Annotated in this window: 14 protein-coding genes; 13 read left to right on the top strand and 1 reads right to left on the bottom strand. The window is 75.7% G+C overall.

The features are described 5' to 3' along the window. Positions 1-90: 90 nt before the first annotated feature. The 7 genes from ACFY2B_RS29780 to cobI are packed head-to-tail and all read left to right on the top strand — an operon-like array spanning position 91 to position 11010. Entirely contained in the window at positions 91-1032 is a 942-nt protein-coding gene (locus ACFY2B_RS29780; RefSeq protein WP_390766159.1) for a cobalamin biosynthesis protein, read from the top strand. After that, positions 1029-2540 (top strand): cobyric acid synthase, encoded by a 1512-nt coding sequence (locus tag ACFY2B_RS29775; protein WP_390766158.1) that lies wholly within the window; start codon positions 1029-1031, stop codon positions 2538-2540. The genes ACFY2B_RS29780 and ACFY2B_RS29775 overlap by 4 nt, the downstream gene beginning before the upstream one ends. After that, a complete protein-coding gene (cobN, locus tag ACFY2B_RS29770) occupies positions 2537-6190 on the top strand; it encodes a cobaltochelatase subunit CobN (protein WP_390766157.1) in 3654 nt (1217 codons plus the stop codon). Before ACFY2B_RS29775 ends, cobN begins: the two co-directional genes overlap by 4 nt. Then, on the top strand, positions 6187-8247 hold the full coding sequence (locus tag ACFY2B_RS29765; protein WP_390766156.1) for a putative cobaltochelatase: 2061 nt from the start codon (positions 6187-6189) through the stop codon (positions 8245-8247). Before cobN ends, ACFY2B_RS29765 begins: the two co-directional genes overlap by 4 nt. Further along, positions 8247-8855, top strand: coding sequence for a cob(I)yrinic acid a,c-diamide adenosyltransferase (gene cobO / locus ACFY2B_RS29760; protein WP_390766155.1), 609 nt, complete (start codon positions 8247-8249; stop codon positions 8853-8855). Before ACFY2B_RS29765 ends, cobO begins: the two co-directional genes overlap by 1 nt. Continuing rightward, a complete protein-coding gene (locus ACFY2B_RS29755) occupies positions 8849-10282 on the top strand; it encodes a cobyrinate a,c-diamide synthase (RefSeq protein ID WP_390766154.1) in 1434 nt (477 codons plus the stop codon). The genes cobO and ACFY2B_RS29755 overlap by 7 nt, the downstream gene beginning before the upstream one ends. Beyond that, positions 10279-11010 carry a precorrin-2 C(20)-methyltransferase gene (gene cobI / locus ACFY2B_RS29750; RefSeq protein ID WP_390766153.1) on the top strand — a complete coding sequence of 244 codons (732 nt, stop codon included), beginning with the start codon at positions 10279-10281 and terminating at the stop codon, positions 11008-11010. The genes ACFY2B_RS29755 and cobI overlap by 4 nt, the downstream gene beginning before the upstream one ends. A 158-nt stretch (positions 11011-11168) precedes the next feature. Here cobI and ACFY2B_RS29745 read toward each other — a convergent pair whose 3' ends face one another. Next, positions 11169-12074, bottom strand: coding sequence for a ZIP family metal transporter (locus tag ACFY2B_RS29745; protein WP_390766152.1), 906 nt, complete (start codon positions 12072-12074; stop codon positions 11169-11171). Between the two features lie 93 nt (positions 12075-12167). On the opposite strand from ACFY2B_RS29745, the gene cobM reads away from it, so the two are divergent. From cobM to cobC, 6 genes are read left to right on the top strand one after another with little or no spacing between them, the layout of a single operon-like run. Further along, positions 12168-12986 (top strand): precorrin-4 C(11)-methyltransferase, encoded by an 819-nt coding sequence (cobM, locus tag ACFY2B_RS29740; protein ID WP_390766151.1) that lies wholly within the window; start codon positions 12168-12170, stop codon positions 12984-12986. A 5-nt stretch (positions 12987-12991) separates the two neighbouring features. After that, the gene (cbiE, locus tag ACFY2B_RS29735) at positions 12992-14224 is read left to right on the top strand and encodes a precorrin-6y C5,15-methyltransferase (decarboxylating) subunit CbiE (protein ID WP_390766219.1); all 1233 of its coding nucleotides are present in this window, start codon (positions 12992-12994) and stop codon (positions 14222-14224) included. After that, on the top strand, positions 14221-15954 hold the full coding sequence (gene cobJ / locus ACFY2B_RS29730; protein ID WP_390766150.1) for a precorrin-3B C(17)-methyltransferase: 1734 nt from the start codon (positions 14221-14223) through the stop codon (positions 15952-15954). The genes cbiE and cobJ overlap by 4 nt, the downstream gene beginning before the upstream one ends. Then, positions 15951-16544 carry a precorrin-8X methylmutase gene (locus tag ACFY2B_RS29725; protein ID WP_390766149.1) on the top strand — a complete coding sequence of 198 codons (594 nt, stop codon included), beginning with the start codon at positions 15951-15953 and terminating at the stop codon, positions 16542-16544. The genes cobJ and ACFY2B_RS29725 overlap by 4 nt, the downstream gene beginning before the upstream one ends. Then, a complete protein-coding gene (locus tag ACFY2B_RS29720; protein ID WP_390766148.1) occupies positions 16541-17542 on the top strand; it encodes a sirohydrochlorin chelatase in 1002 nt (333 codons plus the stop codon). The genes ACFY2B_RS29725 and ACFY2B_RS29720 overlap by 4 nt, the downstream gene beginning before the upstream one ends. After that, complete coding sequence (cobC, locus tag ACFY2B_RS29715) at positions 17532-18614, top strand: Rv2231c family pyridoxal phosphate-dependent protein CobC (protein ID WP_390766147.1); 1083 nt, start codon at positions 17532-17534, stop codon at positions 18612-18614. The genes ACFY2B_RS29720 and cobC overlap by 11 nt, the downstream gene beginning before the upstream one ends. Positions 18615-18682 lie beyond the last annotated feature (68 nt).

Here is an 18682-nt window from a genome sequence, read left to right as displayed (position 1 = left end):
GACACCCTGAGTGAGGACATATCGCCATGCTCGGCTGCGGATTGAGGTACAGCACCAGGTCGCTTCCCGACCCGACGGCCGGCTGAACCGGTGCGTGCCGATCGCGTCTTCGCGTACGGCGCCGCTCTCGGCCTCCTCGGCGATCTGCTCGTGGGCGATCCGCGCCACGGGCATCCGGTCGCCGGGTTCGGGCGTGCCGTCGGCGCGGCGGAGCGGGTGCTGTGGCGGGACCACCGGGGGTGGGGAGCCCTGTACACCGCCGTCTGCGTCGGCGGTGCCGCGGGCCTCGGAGCGCTGGCCCGGCGGGCCGTGCGCGCCTCCCCCGCCGGTTCCGTGGCGCTGACCGGGGCCGTCACCTGGGCGGTGGTGGGCGGGACTTCGCTCGCCCGGGAGGCCCAGGCCGTCCGGCGGGCCCTCGACTCGGGGGATGTCGCCGCGGCGAGGGCCCGGCTGCCGCATCTGTGCGGACGGGATCCGCAGGCCCTCGACGCCCAGGGGATCGCGCGGGCCGTCGTGGAGTCGGTGGCCGAGAACACGTCCGACGCGGTCGTCGGGGCGCTGGTGTGGGGGGCGTTGGGCGGGGTGCCCGGGTTCGTCGCCTTCCGTGCGGTGAACACCCTCGACGCGATGGTCGGGCACCGGTCGCCGCGGCACCGGCGGTTCGGGTGGGCCGCCGCGCGGCTCGACGACGTCGCCGGCTGGCCGGGGGCACGGCTCACCGCGGTGCTCGCCGCCGTCTCGGGCCCGGACCCACGGGGTGCGGTGCGGGCCTGGCGGGCCGACGCCCACCGGCATCCGAGCCCCAACGCCGGTCCCGTGGAGGCTTCCTTCGCGGGGGCGCTGGGCGTGCGGCTGGGCGGGACGCTGTCGTACGGGGGGCGGGTCGAGCACCGGCCCGTGCTCAACGGCGGGGGGCGGGAGGTCGCCGCCGCGGACATCGACCGTGCGGTACGGCTGTCCCGCCAAGTCGGGCTGCTCGCGCTCGGCGTCACGACCGCCGCGCGGCTGGCCGTGCGGGGGCGCAGGTCATGAGCGGTGGTGGGCTGCTCGTCGCCGGTACCACCTCCGACGCGGGCAAGAGCGTGGTGACGGCGGGCATCTGCCGGTGGCTGGTGCGGCAGGGCGTCGCGGTCGCGCCGTTCAAGGCGCAGAACATGTCCCTGAACTCGTTCGTCACCCGCGAGGGCGCCGAGATCGGGCGGGCCCAGGCGATGCAGGCCCAGGCGTGCCGGATCGAACCGACCGCGCTGATGAACCCGGTCCTGCTCAAACCGGGCGGGGAGCAGAGCAGTCAGGTCGTGCTCATGGGCAGGCCGGTGGGCGAGCTGAGCGCGCGCGGGTACCACGGCGGACGCCAGGAGCGGCTGCTGGGAACCGTGCTCGACTGCCTCGCCACGCTGCGGGACACGTACGACGTGGTGATCTGCGAGGGCGCGGGCAGCCCGGCGGAGATCAACCTGCGGCGGACCGACATCGTGAACATGGGCCTCGCCCGCAACGCGCGGCTGCCCGTCCTGGTGGTCGGCGACATCGACCGCGGGGGTGTCTTCGCGTCGTTCTTCGGGACCGTGGCGCTGCTGTCCCGCGCGGACCAGGAGCTGGTCGCCGGGTTCCTGGTCAACAAGTTCCGCGGGGACGTCGGCCTGCTGGAGCCGGGGCTCGACATGCTGCGCGGCCTGACCGGGCGGCCCGCCTACGGCGTCCTGCCGTTCCGGCCCGGCCTCGGCATCGACGAGGAGGACGGGGTGGCCGTCTCCCTGCGGGGCGCGGTACGGGAGTCGGCGTCGGCCGCGCCGTTCGGCGAGGACGTGCTGCGCGTCGCGGTCTGCGCGGTGCCGCTCATGTCCAACTTCACGGACGTGGACGCGCTGGCCGCCGAACCGGGCGTGGTCGTACGGTTCGTGGACCGGCCGCAGGAACTGGCCGACGCCGATCTCGTCGTCGTACCCGGGACCCGGGGCACCGTCCGGGCGCTGGCCTGGCTGCGGGAGCGCGGGCTCGCAAAGGCGCTGCGCGACCGGGCCCGCGAAGGCCGGCCCGTCCTCGGCGTCTGCGGCGGCTTCCAACTGCTCGGCGAGCACATCGAGGACGCGGTCGAGTCGCGCGCCGGGCAGGTGAGCGGGCTGGGTGTGCTGCCGGTCCGGGTGCGGTTCGCCCGGGAGAAGACCCTCGCCCGGCCCGTCGGCGAGGCGTTCGGCGAGCGGGTCGAGGGCTACGAGATCCATCACGGCGTCGCCGACGTCACCGGGGGCGAGCCCTTCCTGGACGGCTGCCGGGTCGGCGCGGTCTGGGGCACGCACTGGCACGGCTCGCTGGAGTCGGACGGCTTCCGGCGGGCGTTCCTGCGCGAGGTGGCCGCCGCCGCGGGGCGCCGCTTCGCGCCGGCGCCCGACACCTCGTTCGCCGCGCTGCGCGAGGAGCAGCTCGACCGACTCGGCGACCTGATCGAACAGCACGCGGACACGGACGCGCTGTGGCGGCTCATCGAGTCGGGCGCGCCACCAGGACTGCCCTTCATTCCACCGGGAGCGCCCGCATGAGCACAGTGTTGTTGTTGTCGACCGCCGACACCGATCTGCTGGCGGCACGTGCCTGCGGCGCGTCCTATCTGATCGGCAACCCGACCCGGATCGACGTCGCCGAGGAGCTGCCGGCGCTGCTGCGGCGGGCCGACCTCGCCGTCGTACGGCTGCTGGGCGGCAAACGGGCCTGGGAGGACGGGCTGGCCGCGCTGCGGGCGTCCGGGGTCCCGACCGTGCTGCTCGGCGGCGAGACCGTGCCCGACGCCGAGTTGATGGCCGAGTCGTCCGTGCCGTCCGGTGTCGTCGCCGAGGCGCTGCGCTATCTGGTGGAGGGCGGGCCCGACAACCTCGCCCAGCTCGCCCGGTTCCTGTCCGACACCGTGCTGCTGACCGGTGAGGGCTTCGACGGGCCGCGGACGATGCCGCAGTACGGCGTGCACGGCGAGCGGGCCGTCGTCGAGGGCCGCCCGACCGTCGGCGTGATCTTCTACCGGGCCCACGAACTGAGCGGCAACACCGCCTTCGTGGACACCCTGTGCGACGCGATCGAGGCGCGCGGCGCCAACGCGCTGCCCGTGTACTGCGGTTCGCTGCGCGACGCCGACGCGGATCTGTACCGGATCCTCGGCCGGGCCGACGCGCTGGTGGCGACCGTCCTCGCCGCGGGCGGCACGCACGCCTCGCAGGCGTCGGCGGGCGGCGAGGAGGAAGCCTGGGACGTCGGGGCGCTCGCCGGTCTTGACGTCCCCGTGCTGCAAGGGCTGTGCCTCACCTCGTCGCAGGACGCCTGGGACGGGTCCGACGCGGCGCTGTCCCCCATGGACGCGGCGATGCAGGTCGCCATCCCGGAGTTCGACGGGCGGCTGATCACCGTGCCGTTCTCCTTCAAGGAGCAGGGCCCGGACGACGTGCCGGTGTACGTCGCCGACCCCGAGCGGGCCGGCCGCGTCGCCGGCATCGCCGTACGGCACGCGCGGCTGCGGCACAAGCCCAACGCCGACAAGAAGATCGCGCTCGTCTTCACCGCCTATCCGACCAAGCACTCCCGGGTCGGCAACGCGGTCGGCCTGGACACGCCCGCGTCGGCGGTGCGGGTGCTGGACGCCCTGCGTGCGGCCGGCTACTCGCTCACCGAGTACCCCGCGGGCGGCGACGAGCTGATCCACCGGCTGATCGAGGCCGGCGGCCACGACGTCGAATGGCTCACCGAGGAGCAACTGGCCGCCGCGCCCGCGCGGGTGCCGCTCGCCGACTACCGGGCCTGGTTCGACACCCTCGACCCGGAGCTGCGCCACGCCATGCTGGCGGCATGGGGCGAGCCGCCGGGCAGCCTCTACGTGGACGGCGACGACATCGTGCTGGCCGCGCTCCGGTTCGGGAACGTCGTCGTGCTGATCCAGCCGCCGCGCGGCTTCGGCGAGAACCCGATCGCGATCTACCACGACCCCGACATGCCGCCGTCCCACCACTACCTGGCGGCCTACCGCTGGCTGGAGAACAGCTTCGGCGCCGACGCGATCGTGCACATGGGCAAGCACGGCACGCTGGAGTGGCTGCCGGGCAAGGGCCTCGGCCTGAGTGCCGGCTGCGCCCCGGACGCCGTCCTCGGCGACCTGCCGCTGGTCTACCCGTTCATCGTCAACGACCCCGGCGAGGGCACCCAGGCCAAGCGGCGCGGGCACGCCACCGTCGTCGACCATCTGGTGCCGCCGATGGCCCGCGCCGACACCTACGGCGACCTGGCCAAGCTGGAGCAACTGCTCGACGAGTACGCGCTGGTGTCCGACCTGGACCCGGCGAAGGCGCCCGCCGTCCGGGCCCAGATCTGGACGCTGGTCAAGGCGGCCGAGCTGCACCACGACCTGCACGTGGCCGAGCAGCCCGAGGACGCCGACTTCGACGAGTTCGTCCTGCACGTCGACGGCTACCTGTGCGAGATCAAGGACGTGCAGATCCGCGACGGCCTGCACGTGCTGGGCGGCGGCCCGGTCGGCGGGCCGCGCGTCAACCTGGTCCTCGCCGTGCTGCGCGCCGCCCAGGTGTGGGGCGGCCGGGCGAACGCGCTGCCCGGCCTGCGGGCCTCGCTCGCCGCGCACTTCGGGCTCAGCGAGAAGGAGTTGCTGGCCGAGCCGGGCGCGCCGGTGAAGGTGCCGGCCGAGCTGACCGACCTGGTCGAGGGGCCGGCCCGGACGGCTTCCGACGCCATCGATCTGCTGGAGCAGCTGTGCCGGCGGCTCGCCGAGGGCATGGAGGCCCGCGGCTGGGCCACGGCCGCGTGCGCGCCGCTGGTCCGCGAGGTGCTGGGCACCGGCCTCGCGGACGCGGTCGCCGTGCTCGAATTCGCCTGCGCCGAGGTCGTACCGCGGCTGGCCCGGACGACCGACGAGATCGGGCACATCCTGCACGCGCTGGACGGCGGGTACGTCCCGGCGGGCCCGTCGGGCTCACCCACCCGCGGTCTGGTCAACGTCCTGCCGACCGGCCGCAACTTCTACTCCGTCGACCCCAAGGCCATTCCGTCCCGGCTGAGCTGGGAGGTCGGGCAGGCGCTCGCCGACTCGCTGGTGCAGCGGTATCTGAGTGACACCGGTGGCTACCCGAAGTCGGTCGGTCTGACCGTCTGGGGCACGTCCGCGATGCGCACCCAGGGCGACGACATCGCGGAGATCCTGGCGTTGCTGGGCTGCCGCCCGGTGTGGGACGACGCGTCACGGCGGGTGACCGGCTTCGAGGTGGTCCCCCTGGCGGAGCTGGGCCGGCCGCGCATCGACGTCACGGTCCGGATCTCCGGTTTCTTCCGGGACGCGTTCCCGCACGTCGTCGGGTTGATCGACGACGCGGTACGGGCGGTGGCCGAGCTGGCCGAGCCCGCCGAGTCCAACTACATACGGGCGCACGCCGACGAGGACACCGCCGAGCACGGGGACCGGCGGCGCGCGACGGCCCGTGTCTTCGGTTCCAAACCGGGCGCGTACGGGGCCGGGCTGCTGCCGCTGATCGACGCCCGCAACTGGCGCAGCGACGCGGACCTGGCCGAGGTGTACGCGGTGTGGGGCGGTTACGCCTACGGGCGCGGTCTTGACGGGCGGGCGGCGCGCGGCGACATGGAGACGGCGTTCCGGCGGATCGCGGTGGCGGCGAAGAACGTGGACACCCGCGAACACGACCTCGTCGACGCCGACGACTACTTCCAGTACCACGGCGGCATGGTGGCGATGGTGCGGCATCTGACGGGTACCGGTCCCGAGGCGTACGTGGGCGATTCGGCCGTGCCGGACCAGGTGCGGACCCGGACCCTGGGCGAGGAGACGCACCGGGTCTTCCGGGCCCGGGTCGTCAACCCGCGCTGGATGGCGGCCATGCGGCGGCACGGCTACAAGGGCGCCTTCGAGATGGCGGCGACCGTGGACTACCTGTTCGGGTACGACGCCACGGCGGGCGTGGTCGACGACTGGATGTACGAGAAACTCAGCGCGGAGTACGTCTTCGACGCCGAGAACCGGGACTTCATGAAGAAGTCCAACCCGTGGGCGCTGCGGGGCATCACCGAACGCCTGCTGGAGGCGGCGGACCGCGGGCTGTGGGCCGAGCCGGACGCTCGGACGCTGGACCGGCTGCGGGCCACCTACCTGGAGCTGGAGGGCGACTTGGAGGGCGACGAGAAGTGAGTACCCCCTTTCCGTTCACGGCCGTCGTCGGCCAGGACGACCTGCGGCTGGCGCTGCTGCTGAACGCGGTGTCCCCGGCGGTCGGCGGTGTGCTGGTGCGCGGCGAGAAGGGCACCGCCAAGTCCACGGCCGTGCGGGCGCTGTCGGCGTTGCTGCCCCGGGTCGACGTGGTCTCCGGGTGCCGCTTCTCCTGCGACCCGGGCTCCCCCGACCCCGCGTGCCCCGACGGGCCGCACGCGCCGGGGGCGTCCGGGTCCCGCCCGGCCCGCATGGTGGAGCTGCCCGTCGGTGCCTCCGAGGACCGGCTGGTCGGCGCGCTCGACATCGAGCGGGCGCTCACGGAGGGCGTGAAGGCGTTCGAACCCGGGCTGCTGGCCGACGCGCACCGCGGCATCCTCTACGTCGACGAGGTCAACCTGCTCCACGACCACCTGGTCGACCTGCTGCTGGACGCGGCGGCGATGGGCGCCTCGTACGTCGAGCGCGAGGGCGTCTCCGTACGGCATGCGGCGCGCTTCCTGCTCGTCGGGACGATGAATCCCGAGGAAGGCGAACTGCGGCCCCAGTTGCTGGACCGTTTCGGGCTGACCGTCGAGGTGGCCGCCTCGCGGGAGCCCGGACAGCGGGTGGAGGTCGTGCGGCGGCGGCTCGCGTACGACGACGACCCGGCGTCCTTCGCCGCACGGTGGGCCGACGAGGAGGCCGCGGTGCGCCGCCGCGTCGTCGCGGCCCGGGAGCTGCTGCCGCGGGTGCGGCTGGGCGACGGGGCGCTGCGGCAGATCGCGGCGACCTGCGCGGCGTTCGAGGTGGACGGGATGCGCGCCGACATCGTGATGGCGCGCACGGCGACCGCGCTGGCCGCGTGGGCCGGGCGCACCGACGTGCTCGCCGAGGACGTGCGGCAGGCCGCGCTGCTCGCGCTGCCGCACCGGCGCCGGCGCAACCCGTTCGACGCGCCGGGGCTCGACGAGGACAAGCTGGACGAGACGCTGGAGCAGTTCGCCGGCGAGGGCGACGACGATCCCGACGGGGACGGTCCCGACGATCCCGGTCCCGGCGGACCGGACGGCGGTCCCGGTGGGGGCGGCGGGCAGCCGGACGCCGGACCGCAGGACGGTGACACCGGTTCGCGACCCGAGGAACCGGGTGCGGCGCGGCCCGCGCCCGCCGGGGCCGACGAGCGGCCGGACCCGGCAAAGTCCGCGCCCGCCGGGGCCGGCGAGCAGTCCGTGGGAGCCTGCGAGCCCTTCCGCACCAAGGTGCTGAGCGTGCCGGGCCTCGGCGAGGGCGCCGCCGGACGGCGGTCCCGGGCGCGCACCGAGCAGGGGCGGACGACGGGGGCCAGGCGGCCCCGCGGGGCGCTCACCAAGCTGCACCTGACGGCGACCGTGCGGGCCGCCGCGCCGCACCAGCGGGCCCGCGGGCGGTCCGGGCCGGGCCTCGTGGTGCGCGGGGACGATCTGCGGCAGGCGACGCGGGAGGGCCGCGAGGGGAACCTCGTGCTGTTCGTCGTGGACGCCTCCGGTTCGATGGCGGCCCGGCAGCGGATGGGCGCCGTGAAGGGTGCGGTGCTGTCGCTGCTGCTCGACGCCTACCAGCGGCGGGACAAGGTGGGTCTGGTGACCTTCCGGGGTGCCGCGGCGGACGTGGCGCTGCCGCCGACCTCGTCGGTGGACGCGGCGGCGGCGCGGCTGGAGTCGCTGCCGACGGGCGGCCGGACACCGCTCGCGGCCGGGCTGCTCAAGGCGCACGAGGTGCTGCGGGTGGAACGGCTGCGGGATCCGGCGCGGCGGGCGCTGGTCGTGGTGGTGACCGACGGGCGGGCCACGGGCGGCCCGGAGCCGGTCGCGCTGGCGGAGCGTGCCGCGCGGCTGTTCGCGGCGGAGCAGGTCGCCTGCGTGGTCGTGGACTGCGAGTCGGGGCCGGTGCGGCTGGGGCTGGCGACGCGGCTCGCCGCCGGTCTCGGCGGCACGGCCGTCACGCTCGACGAGCTGCGGGCGGACTCGATCGCCGGGCTGGTCAGGGATGTGCGCGCAACGTCGAGGAGGGCCGCCTGATGCCGCAGGGGAAACCGGATGTCGTACCGGACGACGGGCTGACGACACGGCAGCGGCGCAACCGTCCGCTGGTCGTCGTGCACACGGGCGTCGGCAAGGGCAAGTCGACGGCCGCTTTCGGGCTGGCGCTGCGCGCCTGGAACCAGGGGTGGCCGATCGGGGTGTTCCAGTTCGTCAAGTCGGCCAAGTGGAAGGTGGGCGAGGAGCGGGCGCTGCGGGTGCTCGGGGACTCCGGCGAGGGCGGGTCCGTCGTCTGGCACAAGATGGGCGAGGGCTGGTCCTGGGTCCAGAAGGGCCTCCAAGGGGACAACACCAGCAACGAGGAGAAGGCCCGGGAGGGTTGGGAGCAGGTCAAGCGGGACCTGGCGGCCGAGACGTACCGGCTGTACGTGCTGGACGAGTTCGCGTACCCGCTGCACTGGGGCTGGGTCGACACCGACGAGGTCGTGGAGGTGCTGCGGGGCCGGCCGGGCACCCAGCACGTGGTGATCACCGGTCGGAACGCGCCCGACGGGCTGGTCGGGTTCGCCGATCTCGTGACCGACATGTCCAAGGTCAAACACCCCATGGACGTGGGGCAGAAGGGCCAGCGGGGCATCGAGTGGTGACGTCCGTACCCCGGTTGGTGGTCGCCGCGCCCGCGTCCGGCAGCGGCAAGACCACGGTGGCCACCGGACTGATGGCGGCGCTGGCCGGCCGGGGGCTCGCCGTCTCCCCGCACAAGGTCGGGCCGGACTACATCGACCCCGGCTACCACACGCTGGCCGCCGGGCGCACGGGCCGCAACCTCGACGCCTACCTGTGCGGCCCGGAGCTGATCGGCCCGCTGTTCGCGCACGGGGCGCGCGGCTGCGACGTCGCGGTCGTCGAGGGGGTCATGGGGCTGTACGACGGCGCCGCCGGGGAGGGCGAACTGGCGTCCACCGCGCAGGTGGCGAAACTGCTCGGGGCACCGGTCGTGCTGGTCGTGGACGCGTCCGCGCAGTCGCGGTCGGTGGCCGCGCTGGTGCACGGGTTCGCCACCTGGGATCCGGCGGTGCGGATCGGCGGGGTGATCCTGAACAAGGTGGCGTCCGACCGGCACGAGGCATTGCTGCAGGAGGCGTTGGAGTCGGTCGGGGTGCCGGTGCTGGGGGCGCTGCGGCGGGCTGCGGCCGTGTCGACGCCGTCCAGGCATCTGGGGCTGGTGCCGGTGGCCGAGCGGGACGCGGCCGCGGTGGCGGCGGTGGCCGCGATGGGGGCGATGGTCGCCGACGGGTGCGATCTGGAGGGGTTGCTGCGGCTGGCCCGGGGTGCGGGTCCGTTGCCCGCGGCGGCCTGGGACCCCGCCGAGGCGCTGGCGGCCTCCGGCGCCGAGCCGCCACCGGCCCCGGCACCCGTGTTCCCGGCCGGTACCGGACGGCCCCGTCCCGGAGCGCCGCACCGGCCGGCCGGCCCGCGGATCGCCATGGCCGGCGGCGCCGCCTTCACCTTCTCCTACGCCGAGCACACCGAACTCCTCACCGCCGCCGGCGCCGACGTCGTACCGTTCGATCCGCTGCGGGACGAGCGGCTGCCGGAGGGCACCCGCGGGCTGGTCGTCGGCGGCGGGTTCCCCGAGGTGTACGCCGAGGAGCTGTCCGCCAACGAGCCGTTGCGCGGGGCCGTCGCCGCGCTCGCCGCATCCGGCGCTCCGGTCGCCGCCGAGTGTGCGGGGCTGCTGTACCTGTGCCGGGACCTGGACGGGTCACCGATGTGCGGGGTGCTCGACGCCGGCGCGCGGATGAGCGAGCGGCTCACCCTCGGCTACCGGGACGCCGTCGCCGTCGGCGGCAGTGTGCTGGCCGGGGCGGGGACGCGGATGCGGGGGCACGAGTTCCACCGGACCGTCGTCGAGCCGGGGGCGGGGACGGCTCCGGCGTGGGGCGTGCGGGGCCCCGAGCGGCGCGTCGAGGGTTTCGTGCAGCAGGGGGTGCACGCGAGTTATCTGCACACGCACTGGGCGTCCCGGCCCGGCGTGGCCCGTCGGTTCGTGGAGAGGTGCGCAGCGTCATGAGCAGCAGGCTGATCGGTGTCGGGGTGGGGCCGGGCGACCCCGAACTGGTGACCGTGAAGGGGGTGAACGCGCTGCGCGCCGCCGCTGTCGTCGTCGTACCGGTCATGGACACCGGGGAGCGGGGGCGGGCCGAGGCAACGGTGCTGCACTACGTGTCCGGGGAGCAGGTCGTCCCGGTGGTGTTCGCGCTCAACGAGCGCACGGACCGGGCGCGCCGGGAGGCCGCCTGGGACGCGGCCGGGGCCCGGGTCGCGGCGCTGCTGCGGGAGCACGGCACGGTCGCCTTCGCGACCATCGGCGACCCGAACGTGTACTCCACCTTCACCTATCTCGCGCAGACGATCGCGGAACTGGTGCCGGGGGTGGTCGTGGAGACGGTGCCCGGCATCACCGCCATGCAGGATCTCGCGGCCCGGTCGGGTGCCGTGCTGACCGAGGGGACCGAACCGCTCACGCTGGTGCCGGTGACCGCCGGGGCGGCGGTGCTCAAGGAGGCGCTGGCCGGGCCCGGCACGGTCGTCGCGTACAAGTTCGGGCGGCAGGCCGCCGAGGTCGCCGCGGCGCTGCGGGAGAGCGGGCGGCTCGGGGACGCGGTATGGGGTTCGGCGCTCGGTCTGCCGGAGGAGTCCGTGCGGCCCGCCGCCGATCTCGACGGGGCACCGCTGCCGTACCTGTCCACGCTCATCGCACCGGCGCGGCGCGACGGCTCACGGGGCGGCAAGCTGTGATGTCCGTCGCGACGCGCTCGGCCCGGGACGCCGGTCGGCCGCGCGCCTCGGCCGGACATGCCCGCGGACCGCGGGTCCCGGCCGCACCCGGGCACCGGCCCGCCACATCGGCCAAAGACGCCCGCCGCCCGCGCGTCTCGGCCGACCATCCCGGAGCCTCACCCCGCCACGCCCACCACCAGCCAGATGAACGCGGCCCCCGCCACGGTGCACAGGACGGTCGAGCGGGCGGGGTGCTGGTGGTGCGCCTCGGGGAGGATCTCGGCCGCGGCGAGATACAGCAGCACGCCGCCGAAGAGGCCGAGATAGCCGCCGAGCAGTTGTTCCGGGATGGTGAAGAACACCGTGGACAGCGCGCCCACCAGCGGGGCGCAGGCGTCCGCGAACAGCATCGCGACCGCCCTGCGGCGCGCGTTGCCGTACAGCCGGATGAGGGTGAAGGTGTTGAAGCCGTCGGCGAAGTCGTGGGCGATCACGGCGAGCGCGACGGACAGGCCCATGCCGCCGCCGACCTGGAAGGCGGCGCCGATCGCCACGCCGTCCATGGCGCTGTGGCCGACCATCGCGCCGGCCGCGGTGAGCCCCACCTCGGGCGACCGCAGGTCCTGGGTGTGCGGGTGCGCGCCGGTGGGCGGCGGCGCGGTGAGCGGTGCCGCAGCGGCGGCGCCGGGCGCGGGCGGGCGCGGCGGCCCGGCGGGCTGAGCCGGGCCGGTCACCCCGTCCGCCGCGTCCACCTCGTCCGCCCCGTCCGCCCCGTCCGCCGCGGGCGGCGCCTGGGCGACGCGTTCCGCGCCGCCGTGGGCCGTCCGGCGGGCCGCGAGCAGCCGTTCCACCAGGTGGGCCAGCAGGAAGCCGGCCACGAACAGCAGCAGGGCGCAGGGCACGCCGAAGACCTCCCGGCCGGCCGCCGCCAGCGCCTCGGGCAGCAGGTCCAGACCCACCACGCCGAGCATCAGTCCGCCGGCCAGACCCAGGACCAGGTGGCGGCGGTCGGTCACCCGCTGTGCCGTCCAGCCGCCGGCCAGCGTCATCAGGAACGCGCCGAGCGCGACGAAGACAGCCATGCGCCTTTGCTATCCGATCAGCCGCCGCCCGCGCACATCCGGCCCGCGCGCCCCCGCACCAACCATGACTTTTCGTACGAGAGGACCCTTCTCATGGCCGCTGCCCCCACCGGCAAGGTGACCTTCGTCGGTGCCGGGCCCGGCGCCGCGGATCTGCTGACGTTCCGGGCCGCGCGGGCCATCGCCGAGGCCGACGTGGTGATCTGGGCGGCCAGCCTGGTCCAGGCTGAGGTGTTGGAGCACGCCCGCGAGGACGCGCGGATCCTGGACTCGGCGGCCCTGGCGCTGGAGGACGTCGTCGCCGTCTACGAGCAGGCCCACGCCGAGGGGCTGCGGGTGGCGCGGGTGCACTCCGGCGACCCGGCCCTGTGGGGCGGCACGCAGGAGCAGCTCGACCGGTGCGCTCGGATCGGGATCGAGACGGAGATCGTGCCCGGTGTCTCCGCGTTCTCCGCCGTCGCCGCGCTCGCGGGGCGGGAGTTGACCGTCCCCGAGGTCGCGCAGTCCGTCGTCCTCACCCGGCTCGGCGGCGGCAAGACGCCGATGCCGCCCGGGGAGGAGGTGCGCGAGTTCGCCCGGCACGGCACCACCATGGCCGTCTTCCTGTCCGCCGCGCGCAGCGGCCAGCTGGTGCGGGAGCTGCTGGAGGGCGGCTATCCGACCGACACGCCCGTCGTGGTCGCGTACCGGGCGACCTGGCCCGACGAGTTGGTGGCGCGCTGCACGATCAGCACGCTGGAGGAGACGGTCAAGGAGCACCGGCTGTGGAAGCACACGCTGTTCCTGGTCGGTCCGGCGCTGGCCGCGCACGGCACCCGCTCGCACCTCTACCACCCCGGTCACTTCCACGGTTTCCGCAAGGCCGACCCCGAGGCCCGCAGGGCCCTGCGCGAGCGGGGCGCGCGCCCGTGACGGCGCTGATCACGGTGGTGGGCGCGGGCACCGGGACACCGGTCGCGGCGGACGCCCTGGCCGGTGCCGAACTGGTCGTGGGCGGGCGGCGGCACCTGGACGCGGTACGGCTGCCGTACGGGGCCGAGCGGCTGGTGCTCGGGCCGCTCGCGCCCGCCCTCGACACCATCGGCGCGTACGTCCGCGCGGCCCGGCCGGTGACGGTGCTCGCCTCCGGCGACCCGGGGTTCTTCGGGATCGTGCGGGCACTGGCCGAACGGTTCGGGTCCGGGCTGCTCGATGTGCGGCCCGGTGTCCCGTCGGTCGCGGCGGCCTTCGCGCGCATCGGGCTGCCCTGGGACGACGCGGTGGTCGTCAGCGCGCACGGCCGTGAGCTGCGCACGGCGGTCAACGTCTGCCGGGCGCACCCCAAGGTGGCGGTGCTGACCGGGCCGGGCGCGGGCCCCGCCGAGCTGGGCGCGGCGCTCGGCCCGGGGCGGATCCTGGTGGTGGCGAGCGCCCTCGGCGATCCGGTCCGGGAGCGGGTGGAGCGGGTGACACCCGCCGAGGCCGCCGCCCGGGACTGGGGTACGGCGGTGAGCGTCGTCGTCTGCCTGGACGGGTCCCGGGCGCCGGGCGGGGCGCGGACGGTGGCCGGGCCGGACGCCCGGCCGCCCGGCTGGGCGCTGGACGAGGCGGAGTTCACGCACCGCGACTCGATGATCACCAAGTTCGAGGTGCGGGCCCTGGCCCTGGCCCGGCTCGGGCCGCGCCTGGGCGACCTGGTGTGGGACGTCGGCGCGGGATCCGGGTCGGTGGCGGTGGAGTGCGCGCGGCTGGGCGCCGCCGTCGTGGCCGTGGAGAAGACCGCGGACGGCGTCGAGCGGATCCGGGCCAACGCGGCGGCCCACCGGGTCGACGTACGGGTGGTGCACGGCGAGGCACCGGCCGCGCTGGCGGAACTGGACGATCCGGACGCGGTGTTCGTCGGCGGCGGGGGCGCGGAACTGCCCGCTGTGGTCGCCGCGTGCGCCCGGCGGGCGCGGCGGACGGTGGTGGTCGCGCTGGCCGCCGTGGACCGGGTGCCCGCCGCGCGGGCCGCGCTCACCGGCGCCGGGTTCTCCTGCGCCGGGGTGCTGCTCCAGTCCGCGCGGCTCGCCCCGCTGCCCGGTGAGGTGACCCGGCTCGCGGCCGCCAATCCCGTGTTCCTGCTGTGGGGCGAACGGCCCCGCGCGAGTGTCGAAGGAGTTGCCCAGTGATCGGCCTGATTTCCGCCACCGCGGCGGGGGCGGCGGCACGCGACCGGCTGGCCGCGGCGTGGCCGGAGCGGACGCGGGTGTACGGGGGTCCCGTCGCGGACGCCGTACGGGCCGCGTTCGCCGAGTGCGAGCAGGTGGTGTGTTTCCTGGCGACCGGTGCCGTGGTGCGGCTCGTCGCCCCGCTGCTCGGCGGCAAGGCGTCCGACCCGGGTGTGGTGTGCGTGGACGAGGCCGGGCGGTTCGCCGTGTCGCTGATCGGCGGGCACGGCGGCGGCGCCAACGAACTCGCCCGGGAGGTCGGCGGGTTGCTGGGCGCGCGGCCGGTGGTGACGACGGCGACGGACGCGGTGGACCTACCCGGTCTCGACACCCTGGGCCTGCCGGTCGAGGGGGCGGTCGCGGCCGTCTCGCGGGCACTGCTCGACGGCACGCCGGTCGCCCTGGACCGTGAGGTGAGCTGGCCGCTGCCGGCACTGCCGGTCGCCGACACCCACCCGCACACCGGCACCGGCACCGACACCGACACCAGGTCGTATGCGATCCGGGTGACCGACCGGGACGTCGTACCCGGCGCGCGCGAGGTGCTGTTGCGGCCGCCGACGCTGGTGGTCGGGGTGGGTGCCTCCCGCGGCGTCCCGGCCGAGGAGGTGCTGGAGCTGGTCGGGGACGCGCTGCGGGACGCCGGGCTGTCGGCCGCGTCCGTGGCGGCGCTGGCCACCGTCGACGCCAAGGCCGGCGAACCGGGCGTCGTGGCCGCCGCCGAACGGCTCGGGGTGCCCCTGGTGACGTACTCCGCCGCCCGGTTGGCGCGGGTCGAGGTGCCGAACCCGTCCGCGGCGCCGCTCGCCGCCGTCGGCACCCCGTCGGTCGCCGAGGCCGCCGCGCTGCTCGGCGGCGGCGAACTCCTCGTACCGAAACGGAAGTCGGCGGCCCGGCCCGCGGGCGCGACCTGCGCGGTGGTCCGGCGGCCGGGGCGCGGGCGGCTCGCCGTGGTCGGCCTCGGGCCCGGCGCCCGGGACCTGCTCACCCCGCGCGCGAAGGCCGAACTGCGCCGCGCCTCGGTGCTCGTCGGACTCGACCAGTACGTCGCCCAGATCCGCGATCTGCTGCGGCCCGGCACCCGGATCCTGGAGTCCGGGCTCGGTGCCGAGGAGGAACGGGCCCGCACGGCGGTCGCCGAGGCCCGCGCGGGGCACGCGGTCGCGCTGATCGGCAGCGGGGACGCGGGCGTGTACGCCATGGCCTCCCCCGCGCTCGCCGAGGCGTCCGACGACATCGACGTCGTCGGTGTGCCGGGGGTGACCGCGGCACTGGCCGCCGGGGCGGTCCTCGGGGCGCCGCTCGGCCACGACCACGCCTCGATCAGCCTGTCCGACCTGCACACGCCGTGGGAGGTGATCGAGCGACGGGTGCGGGCGGCGGGCGAGGCGGACCTCGTGGTGACGTTCTACAACCCGCGCTCCCGGGGCCGCGACTGGCAGTTGCCCCGGGCGCTGGCGATCCTCGCCGAGCACCGCGCGCCGACCACGCCGGTCGGGGTGGTGCGCAACGCCTCACGACCCGATGAATCCGGCCAGTTGACCACCCTGGCGGACGTGGACCCGGCGGCGGTCGACATGATGACCGTCGTGACCGTGGGCAACACGGCGACCCGACGGATCGCGGGACGCATGGTGACCCCGCGCGGCTACCGCTGGCAGGACACCCGGCAGGAGGAGGAGACCCGGTGAACCGTGTGATCCATCCGATCGAGCAGGAGTCCTTCCGGCGGCTGCGGACCCGCCTGGACACCTCGCGCTTCCCGCCGCTGACCCGGGCGGTGGTGGAGCGGGTGATCCACTCGGCCGCCGACCTGGAGTACGCGAGCGACCTCGTCATGGCCGAGGACGACCTGGTGCGGGCGCACGCCGCGCTGCACGCCGGGGCGCCGGTCGTGGTGGACGTCGAGATGGTCGCGGCCGGCATCACCCGCCGCCAGACCGTCTGCCGGCTCGGGGACGCCGTCGCCCGGCCCGGCCTGACCCGTTCGGCGCACGCGGTCCGGCTCGCCCACGACGCCGTCGGCCCCGGGGCGCTGTGGGTGATCGGGTGCGCGCCGACCGCTCTGGAGGAGTTGCTGACCCTGGACGCCTCCCCCGCGCTCGTCATCGGCCTGCCCGTCGGCTTCGTCGGCGCGGCCGAGGCCAAGGCCGCGCTGCGCGCGAGCGGGCTGCCCGCCGTCAGCAACGTGTCCGAGAAGGGCGGTTCGGCGGTGGCCGCCGCGGCCCTCAACGCCCTTCTGTACCAACCCCCCACCGCACCGACCGAGGAGATCAAGTGACCACCCCGCCGCCCGCTCTGCTCATCGCCGGCCACGGCACCCGGGACGAGACCGGAGCCGAGGCGTTCCGCGCGTTCGTCCGTGAGCTGGGCCGCCGTCATCCCGAACTGCCCGTCGCCGGCGGCTTCATCGAACTGTCCGCGCCGCCGCTCGCCGATGCCGTGACCGACCTGGTGGAGCGGGGCGTGCGCCGGTTCGCCGCCGTTCCGCTGATGCTGGTGTCCGCGGGACACGCCAAGGGCGACATACCGGCGGCGCTGGCCCGCGAGAAGGAGCGGCACCCCGGGATCTTGTACGCCTACGGCCGCCCGCTGGGCCCCCATCCGGCCCTGCTCGACGTGCTGGAACGGCGGCTCGACCAGGCGCTGGGCACCGCCGCGCGCACGCCCGCCGACCGGGCCGACGTGACGGTGCTGCTGGTCGGCCGGGGCTCCACCGACCCGGACGCCAACGCCGAGGTGGTCAAGGCGGCGCGGCTGCTGTGGGAGGGACGCGGGTACGCGGGCGTGGAGACCGCGTTCGTGTCGCTAGCGGCGCCGGACGTGCCGAGCGGGCTCGACCGGTGCGCCCGGCTGGGTGCGCGCCGGATCGTGGTCCTGCCGTACTTCCTGTTCACCGGTGTGCTGCCGGAGCGGGTGAAGCAGCAGGCCGAGGGCTGGGCCGCCGCGCGTGGGGAGCTGGACGTGCGCTGCGCGGACGTCATCGGGCCGGAGCCGGAGCTGCTCGACCTGGTGATGGAGCGGTACGCGGAGGCCGTCGCGGGCGAGGTCCGGATGAACTGCGACGCGTGCGTGTACCGGATCGCGCTGCCGGGCTTCGCGCACAAGGTGGGGCTGCCGCAGCAGCCGCACTTCCACCCGGACGACGACGGCACCCACCCGCACGACGGCCACACCCACGACGGCCACACCCATGAGAGTCACCCGCACGACGACCGTTCCCAGGAAGGGCACCACCCCGGGCAGCGCCACCAGGGCGGGCACGCCCATGCCCGCTGACGGGGGCTCGCCCCGGCCGGCCGAGGACGGCACCGGACCCGACCTGCGCCACCACGGGGACGCCGAGGTCCGCGACGCCGGCCCGGCACTGGTCGACCTCGCGGTGAACGTCCGCGCCGGCACTCCGCCGCTCTGGCTGCGGGAGCACATCGCCGGATCGCTGGCCGCTCTCGCGGCCTACCCGGACGGACGCGCCGCGCGCGCGGCGGTGGCGGCACGGCACGGGCTCGCGACGGACCGGGTGCTGCTGACGGCGGGGGCGGCGGAGGCGTTCGTGCTGCTCGCCCGCGCCTTGAAGGTGCGCCGGCCGGTGGTGGTGCATCCGCAGTTCACCGAGCCGGAGGCGGCGCTGGCGGACGCGGGGCACACCGTGGACCGGGTGCTGCTGCGCGCGGCGGACGGCTTCCGGCTGGATCCGGCGGCCGTGCCCGAGGAGGCCGACCTGGTGGTGGTCGGCAACCCGACCAACCCCACCTCGGTCCTGCACCCGGCCGCGACGCTCGCGGGGCTCGCCCGTCCCGGGCGGACGCTGGTGGTGGACGAGGCGTTCATGGACGCCGTGCCGGGCGAGCGGGAGGCGCTGGCCGGGCGGACGGACGTGCCCGGCCTCGTCGTGCTGCGCAGCCTGACCAAGACATGGGGCCTGGCCGGGCTGCGGATCGGCTACCTGCTGGCCGCCCCCGAGCGGGTCGCGGAGCTGGCGCGGGCCCAGCCGCTGTGGCCGGTGTCCACACCGGCGCTGGCGGCGGCGCAGGCGTGCGTGACGCCCCGGGCGCTGACGGAGGCCGCGCACGCCGCCCACCGCGTCGCGGCCGACCGAGCCCACCTGGTGGCGGGCCTGTCCGCGTTCGCCGCGCGCGGGGTACGGGTGGCGGAACCGGCCGCAGGGCCGTTCGTCCTGGTCCGCATGGCGGACGCGGCCGGGGTACGGCGGCGGCTGCGGGATCTCGGTTACGCCGTACGCCGCGGCGACACCTTCCCGGGGCTGGGCCCGGACTGGGTCCGGGTGGCCGTACGCGACCGGGCCACGACGGACGGCCTGCTGCGCGCCCTGGACTCCGCGCTGTCCTGACCGGCCGGCCCCCGACCGGACCGGACCCGGACTGACCCCTCCCGCGCGGGGAGGGGCCGATGAGCGGA

The sequence above is a fragment of the Streptomyces sp. NPDC001270 genome (genome assembly GCF_042896695.1).
In the GTDB taxonomy this organism is placed as follows: domain Bacteria; phylum Actinomycetota; class Actinomycetes; order Streptomycetales; family Streptomycetaceae; genus Streptomyces.
The sequence above is the reverse complement of the archived record's forward strand: the minus strand, read 5'-3'. Positions and strand labels throughout refer to the sequence as shown.

Excerpts from the sequence above, each read along its gene's own strand:
- ACFY2B_RS29775 (WP_390766158.1), top strand. The coding sequence starts at position 1,029 with ATGAGCGGTGGTGGGCTGCTCGTCGCCGGTACCACCTCCGACGCGGGC.
- cobN (WP_390766157.1), top strand. The coding sequence starts at position 2,537 with ATGAGCACAGTGTTGTTGTTGTCGACCGCCGACACCGATCTGCTGGCG.
- cobO (WP_390766155.1), top strand. The coding sequence starts at position 8,247 with ATGCCGCAGGGGAAACCGGATGTCGTACCGGACGACGGGCTGACGACA.
- cobI (WP_390766153.1), top strand. The coding sequence starts at position 10,279 with ATGAGCAGCAGGCTGATCGGTGTCGGGGTGGGGCCGGGCGACCCCGAA.
- ACFY2B_RS29745 (WP_390766152.1), bottom strand. The coding sequence starts at position 12,074 with ATGGCTGTCTTCGTCGCGCTCGGCGCGTTCCTGATGACGCTGGCCGGC.
- cobM (WP_390766151.1), top strand. The coding sequence starts at position 12,168 with ATGGCCGCTGCCCCCACCGGCAAGGTGACCTTCGTCGGTGCCGGGCCC.
- cobC (WP_390766147.1), top strand. The coding sequence starts at position 17,532 with ATGCCCGCTGACGGGGGCTCGCCCCGGCCGGCCGAGGACGGCACCGGA.